28 protein-coding genes are annotated in these 23589 nt (G+C 66.2%); 13 read left to right on the forward strand and 15 right to left on the reverse strand.

Features of this window, described 5'->3' with window-relative positions; translation table 11 throughout:
* Positions 1 to 8 precede the first annotated feature (8 nt).
* From dgoD to NO347_RS16270, 5 genes are read right to left on the reverse strand one after another with little or no spacing between them, the layout of a single operon-like run.
* Complete coding sequence (gene dgoD, locus NO347_RS16250; RefSeq protein WP_121570139.1) at positions 9 to 1160, reverse strand: galactonate dehydratase; 1152 nt, start codon at positions 1158 to 1160, stop codon at positions 9 to 11.
* The gene (locus tag NO347_RS16255) at positions 1157 to 2317 is read right to left on the reverse strand and encodes an ABC transporter ATP-binding protein (RefSeq protein WP_256290738.1); all 1161 of its coding nucleotides are present in this window, start codon (positions 2315 to 2317) and stop codon (positions 1157 to 1159) included. The genes dgoD and NO347_RS16255 overlap by 4 nt, the downstream gene beginning before the upstream one ends.
* A gap of 3 nt (positions 2318 to 2320) precedes the next feature.
* On the reverse strand, positions 2321 to 3244 hold the full coding sequence (locus NO347_RS16260; RefSeq protein ID WP_256290739.1) for a carbohydrate ABC transporter permease: 924 nt from the start codon (positions 3242 to 3244) through the stop codon (positions 2321 to 2323).
* Positions 3237 to 4250, reverse strand: coding sequence for a carbohydrate ABC transporter permease (locus NO347_RS16265; RefSeq protein ID WP_121570136.1), 1014 nt, complete (start codon positions 4248 to 4250; stop codon positions 3237 to 3239). The genes NO347_RS16260 and NO347_RS16265 overlap by 8 nt, the downstream gene beginning before the upstream one ends.
* Positions 4251 to 4259: 9 nt before the next feature.
* On the reverse strand, positions 4260 to 5636 hold the full coding sequence (locus NO347_RS16270; protein ID WP_256290740.1) for an extracellular solute-binding protein: 1377 nt from the start codon (positions 5634 to 5636) through the stop codon (positions 4260 to 4262).
* A 312-nt stretch (positions 5637 to 5948) separates the two neighbouring features.
* On the opposite strand from NO347_RS16270, the gene NO347_RS16275 reads away from it, so the two are divergent.
* Together NO347_RS16275 and NO347_RS16280 are read left to right on the forward strand one after the other, a co-directional pair.
* On the forward strand, positions 5949 to 6704 hold the full coding sequence (locus tag NO347_RS16275) for an IclR family transcriptional regulator (protein ID WP_256290742.1): 756 nt from the start codon (positions 5949 to 5951) through the stop codon (positions 6702 to 6704).
* 123 nt (positions 6705 to 6827) lie between these two features.
* The gene (locus NO347_RS16280; protein WP_256290743.1) at positions 6828 to 7484 is read left to right on the forward strand and encodes a bifunctional 4-hydroxy-2-oxoglutarate aldolase/2-dehydro-3-deoxy-phosphogluconate aldolase; all 657 of its coding nucleotides are present in this window, start codon (positions 6828 to 6830) and stop codon (positions 7482 to 7484) included.
* 68 nt (positions 7485 to 7552) lie between these two features.
* On the opposite strand, the gene NO347_RS16285 is transcribed toward NO347_RS16280, so the two are convergent.
* The 3 genes from NO347_RS16285 to NO347_RS16295 form a co-directional block, all read right to left on the reverse strand.
* Complete coding sequence (locus tag NO347_RS16285) at positions 7553 to 7771, reverse strand: hypothetical protein (RefSeq protein WP_256290745.1); 219 nt, start codon at positions 7769 to 7771, stop codon at positions 7553 to 7555.
* On the reverse strand, positions 7768 to 8370 hold the full coding sequence (locus tag NO347_RS16290) for an ArsR/SmtB family transcription factor (RefSeq protein WP_256290747.1): 603 nt from the start codon (positions 8368 to 8370) through the stop codon (positions 7768 to 7770). The genes NO347_RS16285 and NO347_RS16290 overlap by 4 nt, the downstream gene beginning before the upstream one ends.
* Positions 8371 to 8471: 101 nt before the next feature.
* Positions 8472 to 9878, reverse strand: coding sequence for a S8 family serine peptidase (locus NO347_RS16295; protein ID WP_256290749.1), 1407 nt, complete (start codon positions 9876 to 9878; stop codon positions 8472 to 8474).
* Positions 9879 to 10079: 201 nt separating this feature from the next.
* Here NO347_RS16295 and NO347_RS16300 point away from each other — a divergent pair, with 201 nt between their 5' ends.
* Positions 10080 to 11129, forward strand: coding sequence for a BGTF surface domain-containing protein (locus NO347_RS16300; protein ID WP_256290751.1), 1050 nt, complete (start codon positions 10080 to 10082; stop codon positions 11127 to 11129).
* 74 nt (positions 11130 to 11203) lie between these two features.
* The gene (locus NO347_RS16305; protein WP_256290753.1) at positions 11204 to 11659 is read left to right on the forward strand and encodes a hypothetical protein; all 456 of its coding nucleotides are present in this window, start codon (positions 11204 to 11206) and stop codon (positions 11657 to 11659) included.
* Between the two features lie 141 nt (positions 11660 to 11800).
* On the opposite strand, the gene NO347_RS16310 is transcribed toward NO347_RS16305, so the two are convergent.
* A complete protein-coding gene (locus tag NO347_RS16310) occupies positions 11801 to 12376 on the reverse strand; it encodes a DUF1684 domain-containing protein (protein WP_256290797.1) in 576 nt (191 codons plus the stop codon).
* A gap of 265 nt (positions 12377 to 12641) precedes the next feature.
* Here NO347_RS16310 and epsC point away from each other — a divergent pair, with 265 nt between their 5' ends.
* The 6 genes from epsC (at position 12642) to yqeC (ending at position 17803) form a co-directional block, all read left to right on the forward strand.
* A complete protein-coding gene (gene epsC, locus NO347_RS16315) occupies positions 12642 to 13508 on the forward strand; it encodes a serine O-acetyltransferase EpsC (RefSeq protein WP_121570127.1) in 867 nt (288 codons plus the stop codon).
* A 122-nt stretch (positions 13509 to 13630) separates the two neighbouring features.
* Positions 13631 to 14239: a flavin reductase family protein gene (locus NO347_RS16320; protein WP_256290755.1), complete on the forward strand. Its 609-nt coding sequence runs from the start codon at positions 13631 to 13633 to the stop codon at positions 14237 to 14239.
* Positions 14236 to 15495 (forward strand): M20 family metallopeptidase, encoded by a 1260-nt coding sequence (locus NO347_RS16325; protein ID WP_256290757.1) that lies wholly within the window; start codon positions 14236 to 14238, stop codon positions 15493 to 15495. Before NO347_RS16320 ends, NO347_RS16325 begins: the two co-directional genes overlap by 4 nt.
* Positions 15492 to 16499, forward strand: coding sequence for a DUF1611 domain-containing protein (locus NO347_RS16330; protein WP_256290759.1), 1008 nt, complete (start codon positions 15492 to 15494; stop codon positions 16497 to 16499). Before NO347_RS16325 ends, NO347_RS16330 begins: the two co-directional genes overlap by 4 nt.
* An 82-nt stretch (positions 16500 to 16581) precedes the next feature.
* Positions 16582 to 16953, forward strand: a complete 372-nt coding sequence (locus tag NO347_RS16335; protein WP_199723070.1) for a CBS domain-containing protein — start codon at positions 16582 to 16584, stop codon at positions 16951 to 16953.
* 112 nt (positions 16954 to 17065) lie between these two features.
* Entirely contained in the window at positions 17066 to 17803 is a 738-nt protein-coding gene (gene yqeC, locus NO347_RS16340) for a selenium cofactor biosynthesis protein YqeC (RefSeq protein WP_256290762.1), read from the forward strand.
* 125 nt (positions 17804 to 17928) lie between these two features.
* On the opposite strand, the gene mobA is transcribed toward yqeC, so the two are convergent.
* Positions 17929 to 18543, reverse strand: a complete 615-nt coding sequence (mobA, locus tag NO347_RS16345; RefSeq protein WP_256290764.1) for a molybdenum cofactor guanylyltransferase — start codon at positions 18541 to 18543, stop codon at positions 17929 to 17931.
* Between the two features lie 111 nt (positions 18544 to 18654).
* Here mobA and NO347_RS16350 point away from each other — a divergent pair, with 111 nt between their 5' ends.
* On the forward strand, positions 18655 to 19263 hold the full coding sequence (locus tag NO347_RS16350; RefSeq protein WP_256290765.1) for a hypothetical protein: 609 nt from the start codon (positions 18655 to 18657) through the stop codon (positions 19261 to 19263).
* A 25-nt stretch (positions 19264 to 19288) separates the two neighbouring features.
* Here the strand turns inward: NO347_RS16350 and NO347_RS16355 are convergent, their stop codons facing one another.
* The 3 genes from NO347_RS16355 to NO347_RS16365 form a co-directional block, all read right to left on the reverse strand.
* Positions 19289 to 20524 (reverse strand): iron-containing alcohol dehydrogenase family protein, encoded by a 1236-nt coding sequence (locus NO347_RS16355; RefSeq protein WP_256290766.1) that lies wholly within the window; start codon positions 20522 to 20524, stop codon positions 19289 to 19291.
* 169 nt (positions 20525 to 20693) lie between these two features.
* Positions 20694 to 20969 carry a DUF7521 family protein gene (locus tag NO347_RS16360; RefSeq protein WP_256290767.1) on the reverse strand — a complete coding sequence of 92 codons (276 nt, stop codon included), beginning with the start codon at positions 20967 to 20969 and terminating at the stop codon, positions 20694 to 20696.
* Positions 20969 to 21325 (reverse strand): ArsR/SmtB family transcription factor, encoded by a 357-nt coding sequence (locus NO347_RS16365; RefSeq protein ID WP_256290769.1) that lies wholly within the window; start codon positions 21323 to 21325, stop codon positions 20969 to 20971. The genes NO347_RS16360 and NO347_RS16365 overlap by 1 nt, the downstream gene beginning before the upstream one ends.
* A 142-nt stretch (positions 21326 to 21467) precedes the next feature.
* On the opposite strand from NO347_RS16365, the gene NO347_RS16370 reads away from it, so the two are divergent.
* Together NO347_RS16370 and NO347_RS16375 are read left to right on the forward strand one after the other, a co-directional pair.
* On the forward strand, positions 21468 to 21908 hold the full coding sequence (locus tag NO347_RS16370) for a hypothetical protein (RefSeq protein ID WP_256290770.1): 441 nt from the start codon (positions 21468 to 21470) through the stop codon (positions 21906 to 21908).
* A complete protein-coding gene (locus NO347_RS16375) occupies positions 21905 to 22186 on the forward strand; it encodes a hypothetical protein (protein ID WP_256290771.1) in 282 nt (93 codons plus the stop codon). Before NO347_RS16370 ends, NO347_RS16375 begins: the two co-directional genes overlap by 4 nt.
* Before the next feature lie 44 nt (positions 22187 to 22230).
* Here the strand turns inward: NO347_RS16375 and NO347_RS16380 are convergent, their stop codons facing one another.
* Together NO347_RS16380 and NO347_RS16385 are read right to left on the reverse strand one after the other, a co-directional pair.
* A complete protein-coding gene (locus NO347_RS16380) occupies positions 22231 to 22779 on the reverse strand; it encodes a hypothetical protein (RefSeq protein ID WP_256290772.1) in 549 nt (182 codons plus the stop codon).
* 3 nt (positions 22780 to 22782) lie between these two features.
* Positions 22783 to 23520 carry a DsbA family protein gene (locus NO347_RS16385; protein ID WP_256290773.1) on the reverse strand — a complete coding sequence of 246 codons (738 nt, stop codon included), beginning with the start codon at positions 23518 to 23520 and terminating at the stop codon, positions 22783 to 22785.
* Between the last annotated feature and the right edge of the window lie 69 nt (positions 23521 to 23589).

A 23589-nucleotide genomic window follows, 5' to 3' on the forward strand; every position in this document is an offset into this window, starting at 1 on the left:
CACCACGGTCACCACTCCGCGACGCTGCCGTCCTCGTGCCGCCAGACGGGGTTGTGCCAGTCGACCTCGTCGGCGAGGTCGCGGACGCGCCGCTCGTCGATCTCGATCCCGAGGCCGGGATCGGTCGGCAGTTCGACGTAGCCGTCGCGGTACTCGAACACCGAGGGGTCCGCGAGGTAATCGAGGACGTCGCTCTGCTCGTTGTAGTGGATGTCGAGGCTCTGCTCTTGGATGAGCACGTTCGGCGAGCAGGCGTCGACCTGCACGCAGGCCGCGAGCGCGATCGGTCCGAGCGGGCAGTGCGGGGCCATCGCCACGTCGTAGGCCTCGGCCATCCCGACGATCTTCTTCACTTCGGTGATGCCGCCGGCGTGTGAGAGATCCGGCTGGATCACGTCGACTGCGCCGTCCTCGAAGACCTCCTTGAAGTCCCAGCGGGAGTACATCCGCTCGCCCGTCGCGATGGGCGTCGTCGTGTGCTCGGCGAGCTCCGGCAGACAGTCGTTGTGTTCGGGCAGTACCGGCTCCTCGATGAACATCGGATCGTACGGCTCAAGCGCCTTCGCGAGACGCTTGGCCATCGACTTCGAGACGCGACCGTGGAAGTCGACGCCGATGTCGACCTCGGGGCCGACGGTCTCGCGGACGGTGGCGATCCGTTCGCGCGCGGCGTCGATCGCGCCGGGGGTGTCGATCCGGCGGAGTTCCGCCGTCGCGTTCATCTTGAGCGCGCTGAACCCCTCGTCGACCTTCTCCTGGGCGGCCTGTGCGACGCCTTCAGGCCGGTCGCCGCCGACCCACTGGTAGACGCGTACGCGGTTGCGTGCGCGACCGCCGAGCAAGTCGTAGACGGGCGCACCGAACTCCTTGCCCTTGAGGTCCCACAGCGCCTGGTCGATGCCCGCGATGGCGGACATCAGGACCGGCCCGCCGCGGTAGAACCCGCCGCGGTACATCGTTTGCCAGTGGTCCTCGATCGGCGCGGGGTCCTCACCGAGGAGGTAGGTGTCGAGGAGTTCCTCGACGGCGGTCTCGACCGTTCGCGCGCGGCCCTCGACGACGGGTTCGCCCCAGCCGACGCGGCCGTCGCTGGTCTCCAGACGGAGGAAGAGCCACCGCGGCGGGACCTGATAGAGATCGTAGTCGACGATGCGGGTCATTCGATCGCCTCCTCGAGCGCCTCGTCGGTCTCACTCGGCCGGGCGTCCGTGTCGGCTCCCCGGTCTGGAATCTCGCCGTCGTCTTTCGTTTTCAAGGCATCGCCGGTGTCGGGATCGAACAGATACAGCGCCGATTCCTCGAAGGCGAACTCGACCGTCTCGTCGGGTTGCGGCCGCTTCGTGGGGTCGATACGGGCCGTGATATCGTGATCGCCGAGCGTGGTGTAGAGGAAGTTCTCGTTGCCCATCGGTTCCAGAACGTTCGCGACCATCGGGATACCGTCGTCGACGAGGGTGATGTCCTCGGGTCGGATTCCCACGCGGACCGTATCGAGGTCCTCGACTGGCGAGGCATCCGAGAGGTGGTAGGTGAACCCGCCCGGGCCGTCGAGGCGCGAGCCGTCGACGGTGGCGTCGAAGACGTTGATGCTCGGCGAGCCGATGAAGTCCGCGACGAACTCGTTGACCGGGGACCGATAGACCTCTTCGGCGGTCCCGACCTGCTGGAGTCGGCCATCGTTCATCACGGCGATCCGATCGCCCATCGCCATCGCTTCGGTCTGGTCGTGCGTCACGTACACCGTCGTCACGTCGAGATCGTGCTGCAGCGTCTGCAGTTCCGTCCGCATCTGCGAACGGAGCTTCGCGTCCAGGTTCGAGAGCGGTTCGTCCATCAGGAACGCCGCCGGATCACGGACGATCGCGCGGCCGAGCGCGACTCGCTGCTGCTGGCCGCCGGAGAGTTCCTTCGGCTTGTCGTCCAGCAAGTCCTCGATACCGAGCATCGCGGCGACGTCTTCGACCTGTTGGTCGATCTCGGCCGCCGACTGCTGGGTCGACAGTTTCAGCCCGAAGCCGATGTTGTCGCGGACGTCCATATGGGGGTAGAGCGCGTAGTTCTGGAAGACCATCGCCACGTCGCGTTCGCGGGCCCTGAACTCGGTCACGTCGCGGTCGCCGAACAGAATCCGACCGCTCGTGACGTCTTCGAGCCCCGCGATACAGCGCAGTGTGGTGGTCTTCCCGCAGCCGGACGGCCCCACGAGGACGAGGAACTCGCCGTCCTCGATCTCTAGATCGACGTCCTCGACCGCGAGGACGGCCTCCTCGCCGGAACCGAACTCCTTCCGTACCGTGTCTAATGTGATGCCTGACATAGTTTACTCCTTGACAGATCCTGCGAGAATCCCGCTGACGAACTGTTTCTGTAGGAACAGGAACAGTACGAAGATCGGGATGATCGAAAGCGTTGCAGCGACCATAATCTGGTCGTAGTAGACGCGCTGGGCGCCGACGAGCTGATTGATCGCGACCGGGATCGTGTACTTGCCCTGATCGAGGATGACGAGCGGGAACAGAAAGAGGTTCCACTGGAACAAGAACAGAATGATCGACAGGGCCGCCAGCGACGACTTCATCGTCGGCAGCGCGATCTTGTAGAACAGTTGGAACTCGGTCGCGCCGTCCATTCGCGCGGACTCCAGGAGGGCATCGGGGATCGAGCGCATATTCTGGCGCATCAGGAAGATCCCGAGCGGGTTGGCCGCCCACGGGAGGATGATCGCCCAGTAGTTGTTCGTCAGCCCGAGTTGGCTCATAAGCAGGAACAGCGGGATGACGAGCAACTGAATCGGGAGGATCAGCGTCGCCAGGATGGCGTAGAAGATCGGCTTCTTGAACCGGAACTCGTACTTCGCGAAGGCGAAGCCGGCCATCGAACAGAGCAAGAGCGACAGCAGCGTGTAGACGCCCGCGACGAAGATACTGCTCTCGATCGCACCCATATTCCAGAGGTTCCAGAAGTCGTAGGCGATGTAGAACGGTCCCAGATCGATATAGTGCGTCATCTCGCCGACGTGGCCGACGAACTGGACGTTCTCGCGCGCCTGCAACGACTGGAAGTTCGCGAAGAAGCTATCGCCCGGGGCGAGCCGCGGCGACGTCGACGAGAGGAACTGCGACTCCTTGAGCGTCGACGCGACGAAGATCCAGTACAGCGGCACGAGCGTCAGGATCGCACCGAGGAGGATGAACGCGTACGTGAGGAACTGCCAGACCGCCTCGCGGCGAGTCTCTTCACGCATCGCTCTCACCTCCGACGTTGAGCTGGATCGCCGAGAGGACGCTCACCACGCCGATGAGGACGTACGTGAGCGCGCTGGCGTACCCGAGACGGAAGTCGATGAACGCCGTCTGGTAGATGTACTGGACGATGGTGATCGTCGAGTCCAGCGGCGCGCCGCCGCCGTTGATGATGACCGGTTCGCTGAACAGTTTGAACGTCCCGATCGTCGACGTCACGAAGACGAAAAGCAGGACGGGGCGCAGTTGCGGGACGGTGACGTACCGGAACTTCTGGATCCGGGTCGCGCCGTCGATTTCGGCCGCCTCGTAGAGCTGCTGGGGGATGTTCTGCAGCCCCGCGAGTAGGATGATCATATTGTAGCCGGTCCAGCGCCACGTGACCGCGCCGACGATCGTCATTCGCGACCAGAACGAACTGGTCAGCCACGGGATCGCCGGGAGGCCGATCGACGTCAGGACGTAGTTGATGAGTCCCGCATCCTGCATCATCAGGAGGAACACCGTCGAGTACGCGACGAGGTTGGCCGAGACCGGCAGCGCGAGCACGGTCCGGAAGACGCCGCGGAGTCGGACGAACGAGGCGTCTAGCGCGACGGCGAAAAGCAGCGCGAGCGCCACCATCAGCGGGACCTGGACGACGAGGATGAACGTCGTATTGAAAAGCGCCTGGTGGAACAGCGTGTCCGAAAACATCGCGATGTAGTTCTCCAGACCGATGAATCGCAGGTCCGCGATGCTCGTCAACCGGTAGCTGAAAAAGCCGGTGTCGATCCACAGGAGCGTGTCGTTGCCGACCCCCTCGAAACGGAAGAACGAGAGGTAGAACGTGTAGACGATCGGGAACGCCAGGAAGATCCCGAAGAGGAGAAACGCCGGGAGCAAGAACAGGTACCCGACGATTCCCTCTCCCGGCGTTGGCAGTCGCTCGCCGACCGACTGGCGGGCGAACCGCAAGCGGTCGCGTAACGACGGCTCCGTCCCCGAGAGAGAGTCGCGAGTGGCCATCGGTCGTCCTCAGGCGAGGTCGCGACCAGTTCGGTCAGCCACCTGTGACGCCGCGGCGTCGACGGCCTCTTTGGGCGTCTTGTCGCCGGCCATCATATCTCGGAAGTGCGTGTTGATCGCCTTGGTGACTTCGGGCGTGTCGATCGTGTAGCGGTAGGGTTTGATGTTCGGCGCGATCTCCGCGAACATACGGCCCGCAGGCTGTCCGTCGAGGAACGCGTGCGGGTCGTCGTAGGCCTCGGATTCGTAGGTCGTCTCCAGTGCCGGGAAGAGACCGTACTCGCGGTACATCGTAAGCTGGCTCTCCTCGCGACCGAGGGCGTAGGCCATATAGTCCCACGCGCGCTTGGCCTTCTCTTCTGAGACCTGCGCGGGAATCGTGAGGTTCGAGCCGCCCCAGTTGGTCGCGCGGGAGCCACCGGATTCGACCGCCGGCGGCTTGAAGACGCCCCAGTTTCCGGACGTGTCGCCGAGTTCGGCCTTCAGCGTGCCTTCCATCCACGCACCGGCGGTCAGGCTCGCAGTCGTCCCGTCGCCGAACGCCGTGAACCACGACGACGACCACGAGGCGAGGTCGTTTGCGACGCCCGAGTCGCGGATGCGCTTGAGGATGCGGGCCACCTGCAGGCTCTTGTCGGAGGCGATGTTGACCGCGCCGTTCTGCGTGAACGGCTGGCCGCCGATCTGCCGGAACATCATCCGCCAGAGGCCGTCGTAGTCGTTCGACGGGAGGTTGAGCAGATACTGATCGTCTGGGAGCTTCTTGCCCTCCTCGATGTACTGGTCCCACGTCTCGACGCTCTCGACGTCGATGCCGTACTCGTCCATCACGTCGCGGCGGTAGAACGTCCCGACCGGGCCGATGTCCCACGGGAGCGCGTACGTGCCGCCGTCCTTCTCCAGCGGACCCCACTTTCCGGAGACGAAGTCGCCCTTGATGCCCGACTCCTCGAGCCAGCCGGAGATGTCGCGGAGGCCGCCCGTGTCGACCCACGAGGCGGCGTCGACGCTCTCCATCATCGAGGCTGCCGGCGCGCCAGAGCCGGAGAGAAGGGTCGATTTGAACTTGTCTTTCAGGTCGGACCGACCGATCTGGTTGATCGAGACGTCGCCGCCGTTGGCTTCCTCGTAGGGCTCATCGAGGAGGTTCAGCGCCTTCGCCGCGACGTCCCAGCCCCACACCTCGGCCGACTGCGCTATCGCCGACTGAGCGGCCGTCGTCGTCGACCCGCCCGCGTCCGTGCTACCGCCGCTCGTCTGCGTCGCCGTCGAGTCGGACGAGGGATCGCCCGTGCCGACGCAGCCCGCCAGGCCCGCGAGACCCGCGAGGCCAGCACCCTTGAGGACGTTTCGACGACCGACCGATCTTCTGTCATCATTTGTCATACTGAGTCTCACCTCACATATGGGAAATTATAGACTTAAACCTTTGGTATATTGGTCTACAAAACCCCGTTAGGAGGCTTCTAAAGCTGTTTTTACATAGGTAGAGGAATGTATTCATAACAAACTTGTTTATCTATAGTGAACGGAGAGCAGGAGGTGGTGAAGTCTAATTATGGGAGCTTGAGGCGTTCTACCCGGTCGATATCGCAAATTATGCCGCCGAGCATAACCTTCACTATCTATCATAAATCCGCCCGTTTCGTTTTTCATCGCTGAACAGTATTTAAGTAGTTCCGGAACTGAGACGGAGTCGTGACCGAGTATCCAGTCGGCGCAACACACACCACGGCTCGGATCGTGAACGCACTCGCCGGCGGGCGGGAGGCCGGAGTAACAGAGCTCGCAGAGGAATTGTCGGTCTCGAAAGCGTCGGTGCACAACCACCTCGCCACGCTGGAACGGCTGGGTATCGTGCTTTCATCGAACGGCCGATACCGACTCGGACTGCGGTTGTTGGACCTCGGGATGGGTATCCGAGACGGGATGACGCTGTACCAGACGGCGTCTCCGGAAGTGAACGGGCTCGCCGAATCAACCGGTGAGTCGACCGCACTCGTCGTTCCCGAACACGGGGAGGCCGTCCACGCGGCCGTCGAAGACGCCGAACGCAACGATCGCCGGATCAGATTGGGAAGCCGACTCCCGCTGCACGCGACCGCCGCTGGAAAGCTGATTCTCGCGTACCGATCGCGGGACGAGGTCGAGGCGTACGTGGAGACGCACGGGCTCGACAGACTGACCGACCGGACGGTCCAGTCGCCGTCGGACTTGCGCGACGAACTGCGGTCGATCTCCGACCGCGGGCTCGCGTTCGATCGCGGCGAGGTCTGGGAGGATATGCGCTCTGTCGCCGCACCGATTCGACAGGGGGAACGTGGTGACGCATTCGCCGGCGCAGTGGCGGTCCTCGGCCCCGCCGAGCGGCTCTCTGGCAAGCGCCTCGAAGAGGACCTTCCCGGACTCGTCCTCAGCGCGGCCAAACGGATCGAGCTCGATCTCGCTGACTAGAGAACATTCATCGATGATGAACAGTGAGCCGCCTCTATTTTTTGTTCACCAATTCCAAACAGGGAGTGGGCCGAACGCGCCGTTCGTCGGTCAATTTATCACTGTCACTCGTCAGTGAGGCATATGAGCCAACACCGACATAGCGACCTCGCGCGCCTGCTCGACACCGGAATCGTGGGGATCCTCCGGGGCGTGCCGGCGCCGAAGACGGTCGACGTAGTCGACGCGTTCGTCGCTGGCGGCGTCGACGTGGTGGAAGTGACCGCCGACACGGACGGTGCGCTGGAGACGATCAGCCGTGTGAGCGACGCTTTCGACCGGTCCGAGGTGCTCGTCGGGGCGGGGACCGTCCTCGACGCCGAAACGGCGGGTGCAGCGCTCCGGGCGGGGGCGGAGTTCATCGTCACACCGAGTTTCGATCCCGAAGTCGTCGAGACCTGCAATCGGTACGGCGCCGTCGTCGCCCCCGGCGTGATGACGCCGACGGAAGCCGTCGACGCCTACGAGGCAGGCGCTGACCTGCTGAAGATCTTCCCCGCGTCGACGCTCGGGCCCGGCCACGTCAGCAGTCTCAAGGGACCGCTCACGCACCTGCCGCTGCTTCCGACCGGCGGCGTCTCGCTGGACAACGTCGCGGACTTCATCGAGGCCGGCGCCGACGGCGTCGGGGTCGGCAGTTCCCTCGTCGATTCAGACGCCGTCGCGGCGGGCGACTACGAGGCGATCACCGAGCGCGCTGCGACATTCCGCGAAGCGATCGAGGACGCACGCGCGGAGTGAGATCTGGACCGACGGACGCGACGGGGACGACGGACGCGACGCGAGAGCGTGAGACAAGCAGGCGAACGCTACGCGTCGGCCGTCGACTGGATCTTCTTGCGGGCGACGCCGCCGAGCACCACGAGCACGGGCAGAAAGTGAACCGCCGCAGTGAGCGACGGGAGCGTGAACTCCGAGACGGGGATCTCGCTCGGGAGCACGCCGCGCAGGACCCCCGAACGATACCGCTTGCGCTGTGAGCGCGCGTCGGTCCCCGGGAGCAGGCGACCGCCCCCGTCTTCCCTCAAGCCCGAGTGAACGCGACAGCGACGAAGACGGCGAGACCGCCGAGGAAAAAGAGCAGCCCCGGTTCGGCGAGGAGGAGGACGCCACGGAGCAGCACGTTCCCGTCGGCGACACCGAGGCTGGCGGGCTCGAAGAGCGACGAGGCGGGGCCGCTGAGGAAGCGTTCGGCAGCGATCTGTACGGCGAGGCTCGTCAACGCGAGAACCGAGAGTCCAGTCGCCCAGTCCGCGAGCGAGCGTCTGAGCGTCCCGCGCTGTGCGGGCGAGGAGTCCCCGACGAAGACGATCGGATCGGCCGCCGGCCCGTACACGGTCATCTCGTTGCCTTTCTCCGAGAGACGCGTCCCGACCGACTCGACGACGCCTGCAGACTGGAGTTTCGAGAGGTGGTAGTGAACGTTCTGCACGGAGGTATCGAGGTCACGGGCCAGTTCGGACGGTGGCGCGGGGTCGTCGTGAAGCGCACTGAACAGTTCACGCGCCGTTTTTGAGCTCAGTGCGTCGACGAGTTCGCCGGCGTCCTCGTCGGCGACGTCGACGACGGCCGGCGTGGCGTCGGGCGAGCGAGTCCGGTCGCCCAGTCGCGCGATCGGGGAGGACATCCTTGAGTAGACGTACGGCGACCGGGTGCATCAATGTCCGCGTAACTTAAGCGGCTCTTTGAGTCGTAGAAAAGCAGGGGCGAGCGATTCGGTCCTCGCCGTTACCGAGCGCGTACCCGCTGGACGGCGGCGACGACGTCGAGTCGGCCCCAGCCGCTGGAGAGATCCCGACCCGAACGGCCGAGATCCCCGGCCGAGCGACGCAGCACCTCGGTGACGTCGCGGGGCGAGAGCGCCGGGTCGATACCGCGAAGCAGCGCCGCCACGCCGGCGGCGCGTGCCGCCGCCGCCGACGTTCCCGGGCGACCGTCAGCGACCCACGGGCGCGGCGGCGCAACCACGTCGACGCCGACACCACCCTGGGGCGTCGGTCCACGGCCGCTGTACGGCGAAACGGGGTCAGAAAGCGCGGCGTCCGAGGCAATCGCGGTCGCGTGCCCCGGAGGCGCTGCGTCGCGATCGGTCTCAGTGACGCCGACGCCAACGACGCCAGGGACGCTCGCTGGGGCGGCGATGCTCCCGAGCGGTCGCGCGGGGGAGAGCGCGTGCGTGGGCGTCGTCACTTCGACGCGACCGGTGCCGGCCGCCGAGTCCCCCGCTGCAGACGGCGAAAACGAGGACGTTCGGCCAGCCGGACGGACGACGAGCGCGTACTCGGCGTGCGAGAGGTCGGCGACGAGTCGCTGTCCCGCCCGCGACGCGACGGGCTGGGAGACGGCGACGAGGTTCCAGCGCTCGCCGCCGTCGACGGCGCGCAAGAGTGCGAGCGTCAGATCGACGCCCAGCGAGGGGTCGGTGACGAGCCACGCGAGGAAACGGCCCGAAAGAGAATCGGCGGCCGAGAGCGCCGTGATTCGAAGTCGCCGGCGGCTGTCCGGGCTGTCGCCAGCCAGTGCGGCGTACGGCCCGCGCCAGTGTCCGAGCGCAGCGTTGCCGGTCGGAGCCACGACGACGGTTCCCGAGTCGATCGCCCGTTGCGTCGCACGGTACACGTCCGATTGTGGCGTCGCCGCGGTTCCGTGGGCCGCAACCGGCGCGAGAACGACATCGACATCGCCCGTGCGGCACCAGTCGATGGCCGCGACGAACTCCTCGGGCGTGCGGAACGAGGCGAGGAGGACGCGCGCGTCGGGCGCGAGGTGAGCAACCGACGCCGCCGCGGCAGTGCCGTGTGTCGTCCGGTCGACGACGGCGCGTTCGGCGCCGAACTGTCTGATGTCTGCGACTGCGCCAGCGAGCGCCGCGTGCGTGGGGTCGAAGCCGGTCGGATCGAGAACGGCGACGCGAACCCCCGAACCGGTGACGCCAGCGTCGTGAACGCGGCGGATCGGGTCGGCGTCGTCCCCGGGCGCACCGCGCTCTGGGCGGTCATCCGAACGGTTCGCTGAACTTGTGGCGACGGACAGTCCGCGCGCGCTCAACAGGCTCAACGCCGCCGCACCGCCGACCGTCAGCGCGCGGCGGCGGCTGACGCGAAACCCGGGTCCGTCCCGTCGGTCACTCGTCACGACGTCAATACTCCAGTCCGCTGACGTTTGAATCTCCCGGAACCACGGGTAGCGTAAATAGCTCTCGAAGCAATCGGGCGTTCTTAATCGGATGCACTCGTCAGTGGACCTGTATGCCCTCCAGATTAGTGCGAACGGACGTTGCAGTGCAGTCGATCGAGCCGTCGAGCGGCGAGACGGCCCGACCAGCGGAGGTAACGGATGCGTAGCACCCGGCCGATACTGCTCGCGCTCGTCGTTCTGACAGCGGCACTCGGACCCGCGGTCCTCGCGTCGCCGGCCGCCGCGGAGTCGACCGCGACGGCGTCTGCCACCGCGGACTCGGCGATCACTGTCGAGCACGACGGCGACCGCGTGACCGTCGCGAACGGAACGTCACAGGTTGTGCGCGGAACAGCGGACGCCCCGGTGGGGACCGAAGTGCTCGTTCGCGTCCGCTCGTCCGGCGACACCACGCCGCGATTCCTGAAGACGGCGACCGGCGTCGTGACCGAGAACGGGACGTGGGCGGTCGCGTTCGACTTCTCGGAACAGTACGCCGGTAACACCTTCGCGCTGAGCGCCCGCTTTGAGGACGGCTCCGCCGAGGCAGCGGTCGACGGCGATGTGGTCGCCTGCGAGGGTGACTGCGCCGAGACCCCGCCGAGCGGAACGCCGACGCCGATTCCCGAACAGACGCCGACGCCGACGCAGACGGCCCAGGCGACGGCTCCGGTCGCGTTCGGTGAGAACATCTTCGTCGTCGACGCTGGCGGCGTGGCAGCGGTCCCGCTCACCTTCGACGAGCGCGACGAAGCGGTCGTGGTGCTCGGGAACGAAACCAAATCCAACTACGAACTCGAAGCGCTCGTCCGCGACGAGGACGGCGACGGACAGGCCGTCCTCTACGTCGACACCTCGCTCGCCGGGCGCGGCGGCGAGACGCTCAGCACCTCCGGCGGCGATAGCGTAGAGGTGCGCTCGGAGACGTCGCTCGATTCGATGCTCGACCCGGCGACGTACGACGTGTCCCTGTACGCCGGCGGCGAACGGACCGCCCGACCCGCCGACGTGGGGAGTCTCGTCGTTCAGGCGGCCGACACACCGACGACGTCGGCAGCAGACACCGCGGACGCCTCGCCCGCGACGCAGACGCCGGCCGCGACCGGAACGACCGGCACCGGCTTCGGCTCCATCGCGATGGGCGCCATCGTCAGCGGCGCGTTCCTCGTCAGTGGCGCGGTCCTCGCCGCGGTGCTACTCAAGAAGTAGAGACATCGTGTGATCCAGATATCAATCTGCCGCTGGGGCGAACGTATTTATCTCACGTTCGAGAATTTCCGGCTATGGGTCTCCGCCCCTCCCTCCAGGGCGTCGCCCGCGGTGCGGGCGTCGCCGCCGCCCTCAGCGGTCTCGCTGGCGTACTCAGTATGCTCGGCGCGTTCGGTCCGATCTACTGCCGGACCGAACGAATGGCATCGAGCGACGGGACGAGCGCCGTCAGCCGCACCTGTGGCTCCGGGATCGACTACCTGCTCGGAAACGGCGGCGGCAACGCCGCCACGTTCTTCGCGTGGGCGATGGTGCTCCTCGCGGTTGTGGTCGTCGGCGTCGGAGCGGTTTGGACCGGCCGTCGTCGCCTGCTCTGGGGCACCGCCCTCGTCGGGACGGTCGTCTCAGTCATCGGACTGATGAGCATCGGCTGGTACTTCGTCCTCCCGACGGCGTGTCTCCTCCTTGCGGCGACGGCGCTCACGGGTCGAGCGCGACGCGCCCGCGACGACCGGTCAGCGAGCGCGTAGTGGTCGAAGGGCGCGTAATTCGCCCTCGAAAAGAGCCGTCAGCGGTGGCCGCAGTGCCTCATAATGATTACTCTCGTCTCTTACCGCCGACCATCGCCACCGGGAGTGGCGCTCGGCGGTCAACAGTGAGAGTAATCACTATCAGTGATCGCCGTAGATGTCGGCCGGGAAGTCGCGTTCGCCGGCCTCGACCGGCACGTCGAGCCAGTTCGACGACGGCACGAGCGGGCACTCGTACGCCGGGTTGTACGCGCACGTCGGGTTGTACGCCCGGTTCAGGTCCAGCACCCACGTGTCGTCGCCGATCTTGTTCTCCTCCGGTTCGAGATCGATGTACCGGCCGGCGCCGTAGGTCTCGTCGCCGCTCGTCGCATCGCGGAACGGCACCCACAGTCGGTCGCTCCCGTCTGTCGGCTCGAAGGCGTCGAGCGATACCTCGTTGCCGTCGACCTCGAAGCGGAACTGGCCGACGCGGCGGTACGTCTGCTCGCCGTCGGCCGTGGTCTCGACGGTGACCGTCTCGGGGTCGTCGTAGCGTTCGAGTTCCAGTTCGTACCGATAGTCGGAATCGACTTCGTAGTAGTCGAGGCCGGGGAAGTCCGCACCGCGAAGTTCCGGCGGAATCGGCGAGCGCTGATTCTCACGGAAGTACCGCTCCTTCCGCTCTCGGTTCTGCTCTACGGCCTGCTTCCACGCGCGTTCGTCTTCTGGGTCCATTGATTTGAGTGAGAGAGGGTTGGTCGGTCGCGCAGTCACGTCGATATTGTGTGCACCGAACAAAAACACTTGTGCGGCCTGCGGTCGTCGGCGCACGACCGTGAGACAGGAGTGGGACACGACCGCGACGCCGAAAGATGACACGACCGCGACGCCGAAACCAACTCCCCGCGCGAGCGCGTCGAGGAACTGGAGTTCGAGCGCCAATAACGGTCTGTCTGTCGGCAAGCGCTACTATAATAGGCACCTGGCGACAATCGGCACTATGGAATACCGGTACGCCGGCGACGCCCACGAGCGGTTGTACGCCTCGTATCACGACGACACGGACCCGTTCCCGTCCAGCGTGACGGCGTGCTTCCCGGAGCGCGATCACTCCCGACGGGAGATCTCGCTGCTGCAGGAACTGTTCTTTCCGACCGCCTGGAACGCACCCGAACTCGTCCGCGACGAACTGGCGATCGTCGATCGGCTCGACGAACTCGGGAGCCTCGTGAAGTCGGGCGTCTGCCCTTACTCGGACGGCCGACCGAACGAGACCGTCGCGGCGCTGCTCGACAGCCTCCCCGAGATCCGCCGACTGCTGAAGAAGGACGTCGAGGCCGCGTACAAGGGTGACCCGGCAGCGAAGACGTATATGGAGATCATCCGGTCGTACCCCGGATTCCAGGCGATTATGATCCAGCGGGTCGCTCACGTGCTCTACGACATCGGCGCGGCCGAGTACGCCCGCGAACTGACCGAGTACGCGAAGACCCAGACGGGGATCGACATCCACCCCGGCGCGGAGATCGGCGAGTACTTCTTCATCGACCACGGCACCGGCGTCGTCATCGGCGAGACCGTGACCGTCGGCGAGTGGGTCCGCCTCTATCAGGACGTCACGCTCGGCGCGCTCCACTTCGAGGAGGAAGAGGGTGACGAACACGCGCTGAAGAAGGGCTACAAGCGACATCCCGACATCGGTGACCACGTCGTCATCGGCGCCGGAACCAAGGTACTCGGCGCGATCGAGGTCGGCGACCACGTCAGCATCGGTGCGAACTCCTGGATCACCGAGGACATCCCCGACCAGACGAAGGTCTACATCAAAGACCATCCGACGCAGGAACGCAAGCGCTACGACGATTGACGTGGCGGCGCCGAGGCGTCGCCGCTGAGGTGGGAGAGTGCTCTGGACGCCAGCGAAACCACGTGGGTAAGAACCACCGAAACCGGTTTTTCCCGTGAGTGACATATTACGGCAGACCGCCGATGACTCTGTCCGACGATCCCGACCTCCGCGCGTTACAGCCCGACCAACCGTTCTTCGAGACGGTGTACACAGCGTCGCCCCTCGTGATCGTCGGCACGCGCGAACCCGATGGTTCAGGCGACCTCGCGCCGAAGCATATGGCCTTCCCGCTGGGGTGGTCGGACTACTTCGGGTTCGTCTGTACGCCCGCGCACAGCACGTACCAGAACGCCAAGCGGACGGGAGAGTTCACCGTCAGCTATCCCAGACCGGAGAACGTCCTCGAAGCCAGTCTGGCTGCCGGACCCCGGGACGACGACGGCTCGAAGCCCTCGCTGACCGAGATCGAGACGGTCGACGCCGACGCCGTCGACGCGCCCGCAGTGAAAGACGCTTACGCGGTACTGGAGTGTGAGCTGCTGCAGACCGTCGACGAGTTCGGTGAGAACGCGCTCGTGGCCGGCGAGATCGTCGGCAAGTACGTCCACAGCGACGCCTACCACGCCGCCGACGAGGAGCCCGAATCGGTGCTCGAACGCGCGCCGGTGATGACGTATCTCTATCCCGACCGCTTCGCGAGCGTCAGCGAGACGCAGGCGTTCCCGTTCCCGGAGGGATTCGAGAAATGACTGCATCTGCATCAAACCACGACGGGCCCGTCGAGCAACGAATCGAAGACTGGGTAGGAGGCCACCGCGACGACGTCGCCGAGCACCTCCTCGACCTGGTCGAGATCGAGACGCCGAGTGAGAACCCCGAGACGTTCGACGCGTTTTTCGACCGACTCGGGGACGACTTCCGGGAGGCAGGCTTAGAGACCGAGCGCTCCCCCGGCGGGGAGACAGGCGGGCGACTGGAGGCGTGGACGCCCGACCGAGAGCCCGCCGACGAGATCCAGCTCGTGCTCGGGCACGCGGACACGGTCTGGCCGCTCGGGACGATCGACGAGGACCCGCCGGAGCGTCGGACGGACGTGCTCGAAGGTCCGGGCGCGCTGGATATGAAGGGCGGGCTGACCCAGGCGGTGTTCGCGCTGCGCGCCCTCGATTCGCTCTCGCTGGAGCCGTCGCTGCCGGTGCACGTGCTCGTCTCCAGCGACGAGGAGATCGGCAGCCCCGAGTCCAAAGCGCGCATCCGCGAACTCGCAGAGCAGGCCAACCGGGTTTTCGTGCTCGAACCCGCGAGCGGTCCCGAGGGCAAAATCAAGATCGCGCGGAAGGCAGTCGGCCGCTTCACGGTGACGATCGAGGGCAAAGCGGCGCACGCCGGCATCGAGCCCGAGGAGGGCGCGAGCGCGACCGAGGAACTCGGGAGCGTCATCCACCGACTCCACGAACTCACCGATATCGACTCCGGAGTCACCGTGAACGTGGGCCAGGTGGAGGCCGGACTCCGCCCGAACGTCGTCGCGCCGGGAGCGAAGGCCGTGGTCGACGTGCGTGCCCCGACCGAGGAGGCCGCCACGGCTGTCGAGGAACAGATACGGTCGCTGGAGGCGTCGACGCCCGGCACCACGCTCACGATCGATGGCGGATTCGGTCGGCCGCCGATGGAGTTGACGCCGGGCAACCGGTTGCTCTGGGAGCGCGTGCAGGCGATCGGGCGGCGGTTCGGATTCGATCTGGAAGGAACTCGCTCGGGCGGAGCCAGCGACGGCAACGACGCCAGCCAGTACGCGCCGACGATCGACGGCTTCGGGGCCGTCGGCGACGGCGCCCACCAGACGTTCGAGTACGTCGACCTCAACGCGCTCGCGGATCGGGTCGCGCTGCTGACAAGTTGCCTGCTCGACGAGCCGCTTCCTGACGACCCTGCAGAGTACATAGACGGGAACGAAGGGGCCGCGAAAGGAGCCAGCGAGAGCGACGACGGGGGCAACCGATGAACGCAGACGTGCACGCGTCCGTGACGCGGATCGCGGACCTCGAAGACCGAGAGTACGACGTCGAAGAACGGCCACAGTCAGCGTGGGAGACCGGCGACTACGTGCTCGCGCGCGTCACCCGCCGGCCCGCGCCCGAGGCCCGACTGGAGAATCCACAGGGTCGCCGCGTCGAGTTGATAGAGGGAGAGACCATCGTCGGCGCGCTCGGCACGCGACGGGCGACCCGCGGGTTCGTCGGCGGCTGGGAGGACGTCGGCGACGACGGACAGATGGACATCTTGACCGGCGGCGGCGTCCTCGGGCGTGCCACGTCCGTCTCGGCGTACGTCCCGACGCCGATCGAGATCGAATACGAGGGCCACGTCGTGATCGACGAGGAGGTCGTACGAATGCGGGACTACCGGATCGACGCGCCGCAGGCCGAACTCGACACGCCCGTCATCCTCGTCCTCGGGACGAGTATGTCCGCGGGCAAGACGCTGAGCGCCCGCGTGATCATCCGCGTCCTGATCGAGCAGGGATACGAGGTCGCAGGCTGTAAACTGACGGGCGCGGGGACGTACAACGACGCGCTCTCGATGAGCGTCGCGGGTGCGGAATCCGTGTACGACTTCGTCGACGCCGGCCTCCCGACGACAGTCGTCCCCGAGGAGACCTTCCGGGAGTCGATCCAGTCGGTGCTGAGTCGCATCCAGGAGCGGCAGGCCGACGTGATCGTCGCGGAGGTCGGCGCGAGCCCGCTCGAACCGTACAACGGAGCAGCCGCGGTCGATCTGCTCGACGACCAGGTCGCGTTCACGCTGCTGTGTGCGTCGGATCCCTACGCCGTCGTCGGAATCGAGGAGGCGTTCGGACATTCGCCCGATCTCGTGGCGGGCATCGCGACGAACACGACCGCAGGCATCAACTTAGTCGAGAAACTCACCGACTGCCCGGCGCTGAATTTACAGAACGAGACGGCCAAGGGTCCGCTCCGGCATATGCTCTCGGACGCGTTGCCCTGAGCGGGATCGGGGGTGAGAGACCGCCAAAACGTGGCGCATCTGTGACGAAAGGTCAAAATCCCCGGTGGTCGTTTGGAAGGGTATGGCAACTGGGCAGACGCTTGTCGAAGACGTGATGTCGAAACCGATCGAGACAATCAGTCCGGACGCGACGCTGGTCGAGGCGGCCAAAGCGATGCGCGAGAAGGATATCAACGCGCTGCTCGTCCCGACGACCGAAATCGCGATCGTCACGAGCACCGACGTTCTGGATGCGATCGCCAACGATCACGACCCCGCCGAAACGTCCGTTCGTGAGGTGATGACCGAGTCCGTCGAGACGGTACCGCCGGAACTTCGCCTGACGGAGGCCGCGGCGATGATGGAGAACTTCGGCATCAGTCACCTGCCGGTCGTCGACGACGACCCCGTTGGGATGGTCTCCTCGACGGACATCGCCGCACAGCTTTCGTAACCGGCCGAAGCGTCGCTGGGGTGGGGGCGTGCAGCACTACAATCCAGCCGTCGATCCCGCGGCCGACCGAGCGAAGCGCACGATTGATCATCCCACACCGAGAGAACCGCGTATGGACATCGTCACGGCACTCGACGCGGCAACGGGGACGACCTGCGTCGTCGGCGCAGGCGGTAAGAAGACGACGATGAAGACCCTCGCCGATCGGCTCGATCGATCGATCGTCACCGCGACGGTTCGCATCCCGATTTTCGACGAGTGGGTCGACCGCGTCGCGGTCACGCCTGATCCGGTCGACGCCGTCCGCTCGCAGATCGAACGCGAGGGTGACGGTGAGTGGGCACTCGGCGTCGTGCCCGAACGGGAGCGCGAAGACCGATACTACGGCTACGACCCCGAAGAGATCGACCGCCTAAGCGAGTTCGACCTTCCCGTGTTCGTCAAGGCCGACGGCGCGCGGATGCGGAAGTTCAAAGCGCCCGACGAACACGAGCCGCGACTGCCGAGAACAGCGGACACGGTGGTGTCGATCGCGAGCGCGCACGTCGTTGGCGAACCGCTCTCCGAGGAGATCGTCCACCGGGTCGACGAGGTCGCCAGGCTCACCGGACTGGAGCCCGGCGATGAGATCACCGCGGCCGACGTCGCGACGGTGCTCGCGAGCGACGAGGGCGGACGGAAGGGGCTTCCGGACGGCGCGACGATGATTCCGCTACTCAACATGGTCGACGACGAGAGCCTCGAAGCGACGGCCCGCGAGATCGCCGCGGAGATCCACGAACGAGTCGACGTCCCGCACGTCGTGCTCGCGGAGATGCGCGCCGACGAGCCCCTCGTCGACATCGTCTGATAGGGATTATCGTAACTGTTCGGAGATTCTCGCCGTACCGCCCAGCGAGAGATCTATGAGGACTTACGATAGTCCCTATGAGAAGACCGTTAGACCGTTCCGCCGAGTTAGCCGGGACCTCGGAGTCACTCCTCGCGCAGGCGTTCGGTCGCCGCCGCGAACTCTTCGGGCGTATTGACGTTCTCGAAGGTGTCGAGCGACGCGACCCGTTCGATCTCGGTCGCGTCGATGACGACGTCGTCGAGTTCCGAGAGCGGCGCGACGATGCGGTGCTCGCCGCGGTCGAGCGCGCGTCGACAGGCGGCGGCCATCGGCTCGGTCCGGTAGACAGCCTGGGTCGTCTGATACCACTCGTCGGGACGCGGGACGGCGGCGTCGCGTCCTGCGGCCCGCTCGAAGAGGTACGCGGCGAAGTCGGGAGCGACGAACGGCATATCGCAGGCGACGACGAACGCGTACCCGGCCGAGACCGCTTCGAGACCGCGCGCGATGCCGGCCGTCGGCCCCTCGTCGGGGTCGCGGTCGACAGCGAACGTCGCGTCGAAGTCGCTCCCGGCCAGCGCGTCGGCGATCGGATCGACCTGCTCGGCGCGGCAGTTGATCACCACCTCGTCGACGACCGGCGCGATCCGATCGACGACGCGGCGGATCATCGGCGTCCCGGCGAGGTCGGCAACGGCCTTGTCGCGGTCGCCGAACCGCGTCGAGCGACCGCCGGCGAGAACGAGTGCTGCGGGCATACGCGGCAGTATCCGGGCAGGACTGAAGAAGGTGGCGCGGAAACAGTATCAAAGACAGACCGGAGACCGACAGCGGAGCGCATATATCCGCCCAGAAAGTCCTCTCGGACGATGCGGGAGGACGAACTGGCGACGGCCCTGATCGAACACTTCGAGGCCGCCTTCGACGACCCCGAGGTCCGCCTCGAAGAGCCCTACGACCACTACGGCAACCGGGGCGTCGTGGACGTGTACGCCCGCACGTCGCCGCCCGAGCGCGTCTCGTACCTCGCCGAGTTGAAGGCCGATCCGGCCGTTCGGATGGCGTCGGGAGCCAACGAGATCCTCAGACAGTACCGCCGGATGGAGCGGTACTTCTACGCCGACGAGACCCACGACCTCCGGACGCGACTCGGTCGCGACGGTCCCGGCCTCCACCTGCTTTTGCTCTTTGCCCCCACGAAACGGTGTGTCGAGCACGTCTTCGAGAACCGCCGGCTCTACGGCTCGATCGATCCCGACCTGGCCGTCGACGGCGTCGCGGCCGAGCGGAAAGTCGCGTTTCTCGTGAACTTAGACGCGGCCCCGACGGGCGGTCTCGGCTTCCTCTCGGTCAACGGCGAGGTCGAGATCGACGATCCCGCGTTTCGTCGGGCCGTCCCGACGGAGTCGCGACTGGCCGACGCGTTCCGCGAGGCCGAGATCGAATCCGACGCCACCCACGGAACTGAGGACAGTTGAGCGCGACCACGCGCACGACAGCGGACTACCACGCGCGTTCGAGAATTGCTGCGATTTCAGCGACGCTCGGGTCGACGCCGTCGGGCGCGACCGCCAGCAGGTCGTCGGCGTGGATCGCGTCGGCGATCTCGGGGAAGTCCCCCTGCGCGACGCCCTCGACGTCGCGGAGACGGCCCGGCAGGCCGAGTTCGTCGCGAACGGCCGCGACGGCGTCGACGATCGCCTCGGCCACGACGTCGGCCGGCCGTCCGGCCACGTCGAGACCGAGCGCCTCCGCGATGAGGTCCCGGCGACCGTCGACCTCGCTGAAGACGTAGCGCAGGACGTGCGGGGCGACGATGCCGTGGATCGTTCCCTGGTGGACGTCGTAGCCGTGCGAGAAGCCGTGGCCGAACGCGTGGACGATCGACGCCCGGTAGCCTTCAGCGCCGGCGAGGCCGTACTGGACGGCCACGATGCCGGCGAGAGCGTCGGAAAGGCGGTCAGCGTCCATCGGGTCCTCGCTGATCGCCCCAAGACCCGAGCGGAGCAATCGAAGTCCGCGCGCGGCCGTCCCGTCGGTGATCGGAGTCGAAAGCGGGGAGTAGAGCATTTCGAGTCCTTTGTCGAAGCCGTTCATCGCCGACGACGCGAGGACGGACTGTGGAGTCGTCCGGTAGAGGTCGGCGTCGTAAAACAGCGCGTCAGGCATCAGCCGCGGGTCGCGCACGCCTCCGCTCGGAGGGCCGTCGTCCGCCCGTTCGCTGTCGAGGTCGGCGTCGCGATCCAGAGAGAGTGTCACGCCAGCGAGATCTGAGAGGTCCGCGCCGGCGAGTGTCGTCGGGACGGCGACGATCGAGAGGGGATCACCGTCGGTCGCGACAGGCAAGTCCCCGGTCTCGACGGCGTCCCGAGCGACGGCAGCCGCTGAGTCCCCGTGCGACGAGAGCGCGGCGAGGACTTTCGCCGTGTCGAGCGTGCTCCCGCCGCCGACGGCGACGACGGCGTCGACGCCCTCCGTTCGGGCTCGTTCGAGGCCCGCGAGCGCCGTCCCGAGCGTCTTCGCGGGCGTCGTCTCGGGGAACTCCGCGACCAGGCGGTGGCCGAGACCTTCCCGGATCGGATCGACGACGGCCGGCGTCGTCCCGACGGTCCGCCCGCTGACGAGCATCGCGCTGTCGATGTCCTGGCGTTCGAGTTCCGTTCCCAGTTGGTCGACACAACCCGCGCCGACGGCGATTCGACCGGGGCGAAAGTCGAACGTGAATCCCGCTGCGTTCATAGCTTGAGAGTACGCAGCGGGCGCAAAAATACCTAGTCGAACTGGTCGTCCGCGCCGGCGTCGCGGCCGAGGTTGATACTGTCGGACGAACTATGTGGAAGTTATCGGCACCCCTGGGTGCCAACATCACTCGCGAACTGCCGTCCGGCAGTATAATAGACGGCTCACGTCACTCCGTGTCCAGCGTCAGCGACGCCAGTACTAGTAGCATTCCACTGGAGACGATGAGCGCCTGCACGAGGGCCGCCGAGAGGAGAGACGTGTCGAACATACGATAGATGAGGCCCTCACAGATCGCGCCGATCCCGATGAACACGAAGCCGGCCGAGACGTAGAGCATCGGACTGCTCGAACTGCGCTGATAACCGTGATACGCCAGGTACGCGACGAGCAGGCTGAGCACGAGGGTGATCAGTTTGACGACCAGGATCGGCGGGTCGATCATTATCTGCTGTCCCGGATGTCGTTCCACAGCGACGTGAAGTTGTCCGCGAGGTCGTCACGCGTCTCGATCGACAGCGAGAGGTCGCCGTCGACGACTTCGACGTGGATCGATTCGAGCGTCGTCTCGAAGCGGCGTCGGTGTGAGCCGTCCGCGCCGACGGTCGACTGCTCGTCGATGAGGTCGTGTTCCTGGAGCGTTTCGAGCCGGCGATAGACCGTCGAGAGGGAGGCGTCACAGACCTCCCGGAGTTCTTTGGCCGTTCGCGGCTCCCGATCGGCCGCGAGGAGGATTCGCCGCGCGTACTCGTCCGCAAGCAGCTCGAAGATGGGCGCGTCCGCGCTCTTTCCCCACTCCATATCGGCCGTATTTCGGCCAGATGCAAAGCATCGACGGTTCGGCGTGTCGGCGGTGACGAGCGGGGACGTCGGCCGCGGCGTTTTCTCCGGCGGTGCAAAAAGCCGGGGCGTTTTATGAGGTCCGTATCAGAGAGTGGGTGATATGAACCGATCGCGAACGCGGATCGCCAAATCGGCGGTGGTCGGCGCCGGCTCGTTCGTCCTCTTCGGCGTCGTCACCGGGCTGATCCCCAATCCGCTCTACGTACGGATGGTCCCGCGGACGGCGCTCGATTACCTGTTTCTCGCCCTCACCGCAGGCTTTCTCGGCCTCTACACGTTCCAGCGGACGCCCGCCAGCCAGCGCGAGGACGGGGCCGCGACCGCGAGCGCCGTCCTCGGGTTTCTCGCCTTCGGCTGTCCGATCTGCAACGCCCTGCTGCTCGCGCTGTTCAGCAGTTCGGCGCTGATGACCTACTTGGATCCGCTCCGGCCGCTGTTGGGCGCTGTGAGCGTCGCGTTCTTCGGCGGGCTACTGTACGTCCGCTCCCAGCGGACGTGTGAGGTCTGCGTCGACCAACCGTCGGGGTCGCCCTCGGAATGACCGGGCCGTCGTGTGAGGCCAGCGAAGACGAGAGCGCCGAGTCGGACTCTCGCTGGTCGCTCCTCGGTCTCGGCGGCGCGGTGAGTCTCTGTTGTCTCTTCGCGGCACCGGCGGCCGGTGGCGCGGTGGGCGGGACGGTCGCCGGCGGCGCGACGGCCGCGCTCGGCGGTGGCGTCGTTCGGATTCTCGTCTCGGCGCTAACGGTCGGGCTCTTGGGGCTGGCCCTTCGATATAGAGGCGGCTCGTGCGCGTGCGACCAGAACGCCGGCGGTGAGTGACGAGTGCGCGACAGCCCAGCGTCGTACAGGGGCCGACGCCGGCGTTATTCTGACCCCGACGCAGCAGGGATCGAGCACTGCCGCGGATCGCCGATCCGCGAGAGGTAGCCGAGAAGCAGTACGAGACCGCCCAGACGGAGCAAATTCCCGTGGAACGGCAACGTCGCGAGGGCGCCAACGAAGCCGAGAAGTCCGAGGACGCCGGCCCCACAGCTGGCACAGCCCGACGCGACGAGCCCCGGGAGGACGCTCGACAGCCCGCGAGCGCCGCGGATGCCGACGTAGCGAACGCGCCCGATCGCAGTCGTGAGCGCGATCCCGGTCACGACAGCGTAGACGACGATCAAGCCGAGTCCGAGCGCGCCGATCGTCTGGTAGGTGTTCGCGGTGAGCGCGAGCAGCGCGTCGTCGGCGTACGCGAGGTCGGCCCCGAGCATCTGCATCGTGTACGTCGGAAACGAACTCAACACGAGCAGGCAGTACGTCGCGGCCGCGACGGCGACCGTCCCGACCGTTCGCGCGGTGGACGTGAACGGATACGCCATCGCGGCGACGAATCGGCCGAGATGCGTGTCTTGTGGTGTCTCGGACATTTGTTAGGCGTTTCTGACCTTCGAGATGGCCTCGTCGAAGCGTTCGTACGGCTGTGCGCCGACCATCTGGCCCGCCGCGTTCGTCTGTCGGTTGTAGATGATGAACGCGGGCGAGCCCTGGATCCCGTACTGTCTGGCCTGCTGGACGTCTGTCTCGATGGACGCCTCGATATCGTCGCGGCGCTCGCGCATACACGCGTCGACGGCGTCGGCGTCGATCCCGTCGACCTCTCGGGTGATGTCGAGGAGGTTCGCCCGCGACGCCCACTCGGAGTTCGAAGACGACTGCGCGTCGAAGACGGCCGAGTGCCACTCCCAGTAGCGGGCGGGCGTCTCCTCGCGGACGGTTCGCCAGACGCAGCGGTCCATCACGGCGGCCGTCATCGACGCCTCGCCGAGATAGGGATACTCGATGAACACGAACCGGATCGAGCCCGTCTCGATGTGGTTCTCGATCAGATCCGGCAGCGTATTTTGCTCGAAGCGCCGACAGAACGGGCACTGGTAGTCGCTCCAGTAGTACATATCGACCGACGCGTTCGACTCACCCATCACCGGGTGCCCCTGGAGGTCGATACCGAATCCGGTAGTCTCTGAACTACTGTAGAGCGGAACGTCGGGCGGCGGCGACGACGCCGAATCGAGACGCGACGCCCCGTAGACGACTCCGCCGCCGGCGAGAATCGTCCCGATCCCGCCGAGGAGGGCGCGCCGCGTGGTTGGAGAGTCTGACAGATCCATACTGCCAGTTCGGAGGACGAGGCATAAATCGCGTACGGCAATGTGCTGAGTCTGCAAACGAGGCACGCC

The sequence above is a fragment of the Halobellus inordinatus genome, from assembly GCF_024464655.1.
Lineage (GTDB): Archaea > Halobacteriota > Halobacteria > Halobacteriales > Haloferacaceae > Haloquadratum > Haloquadratum inordinatus.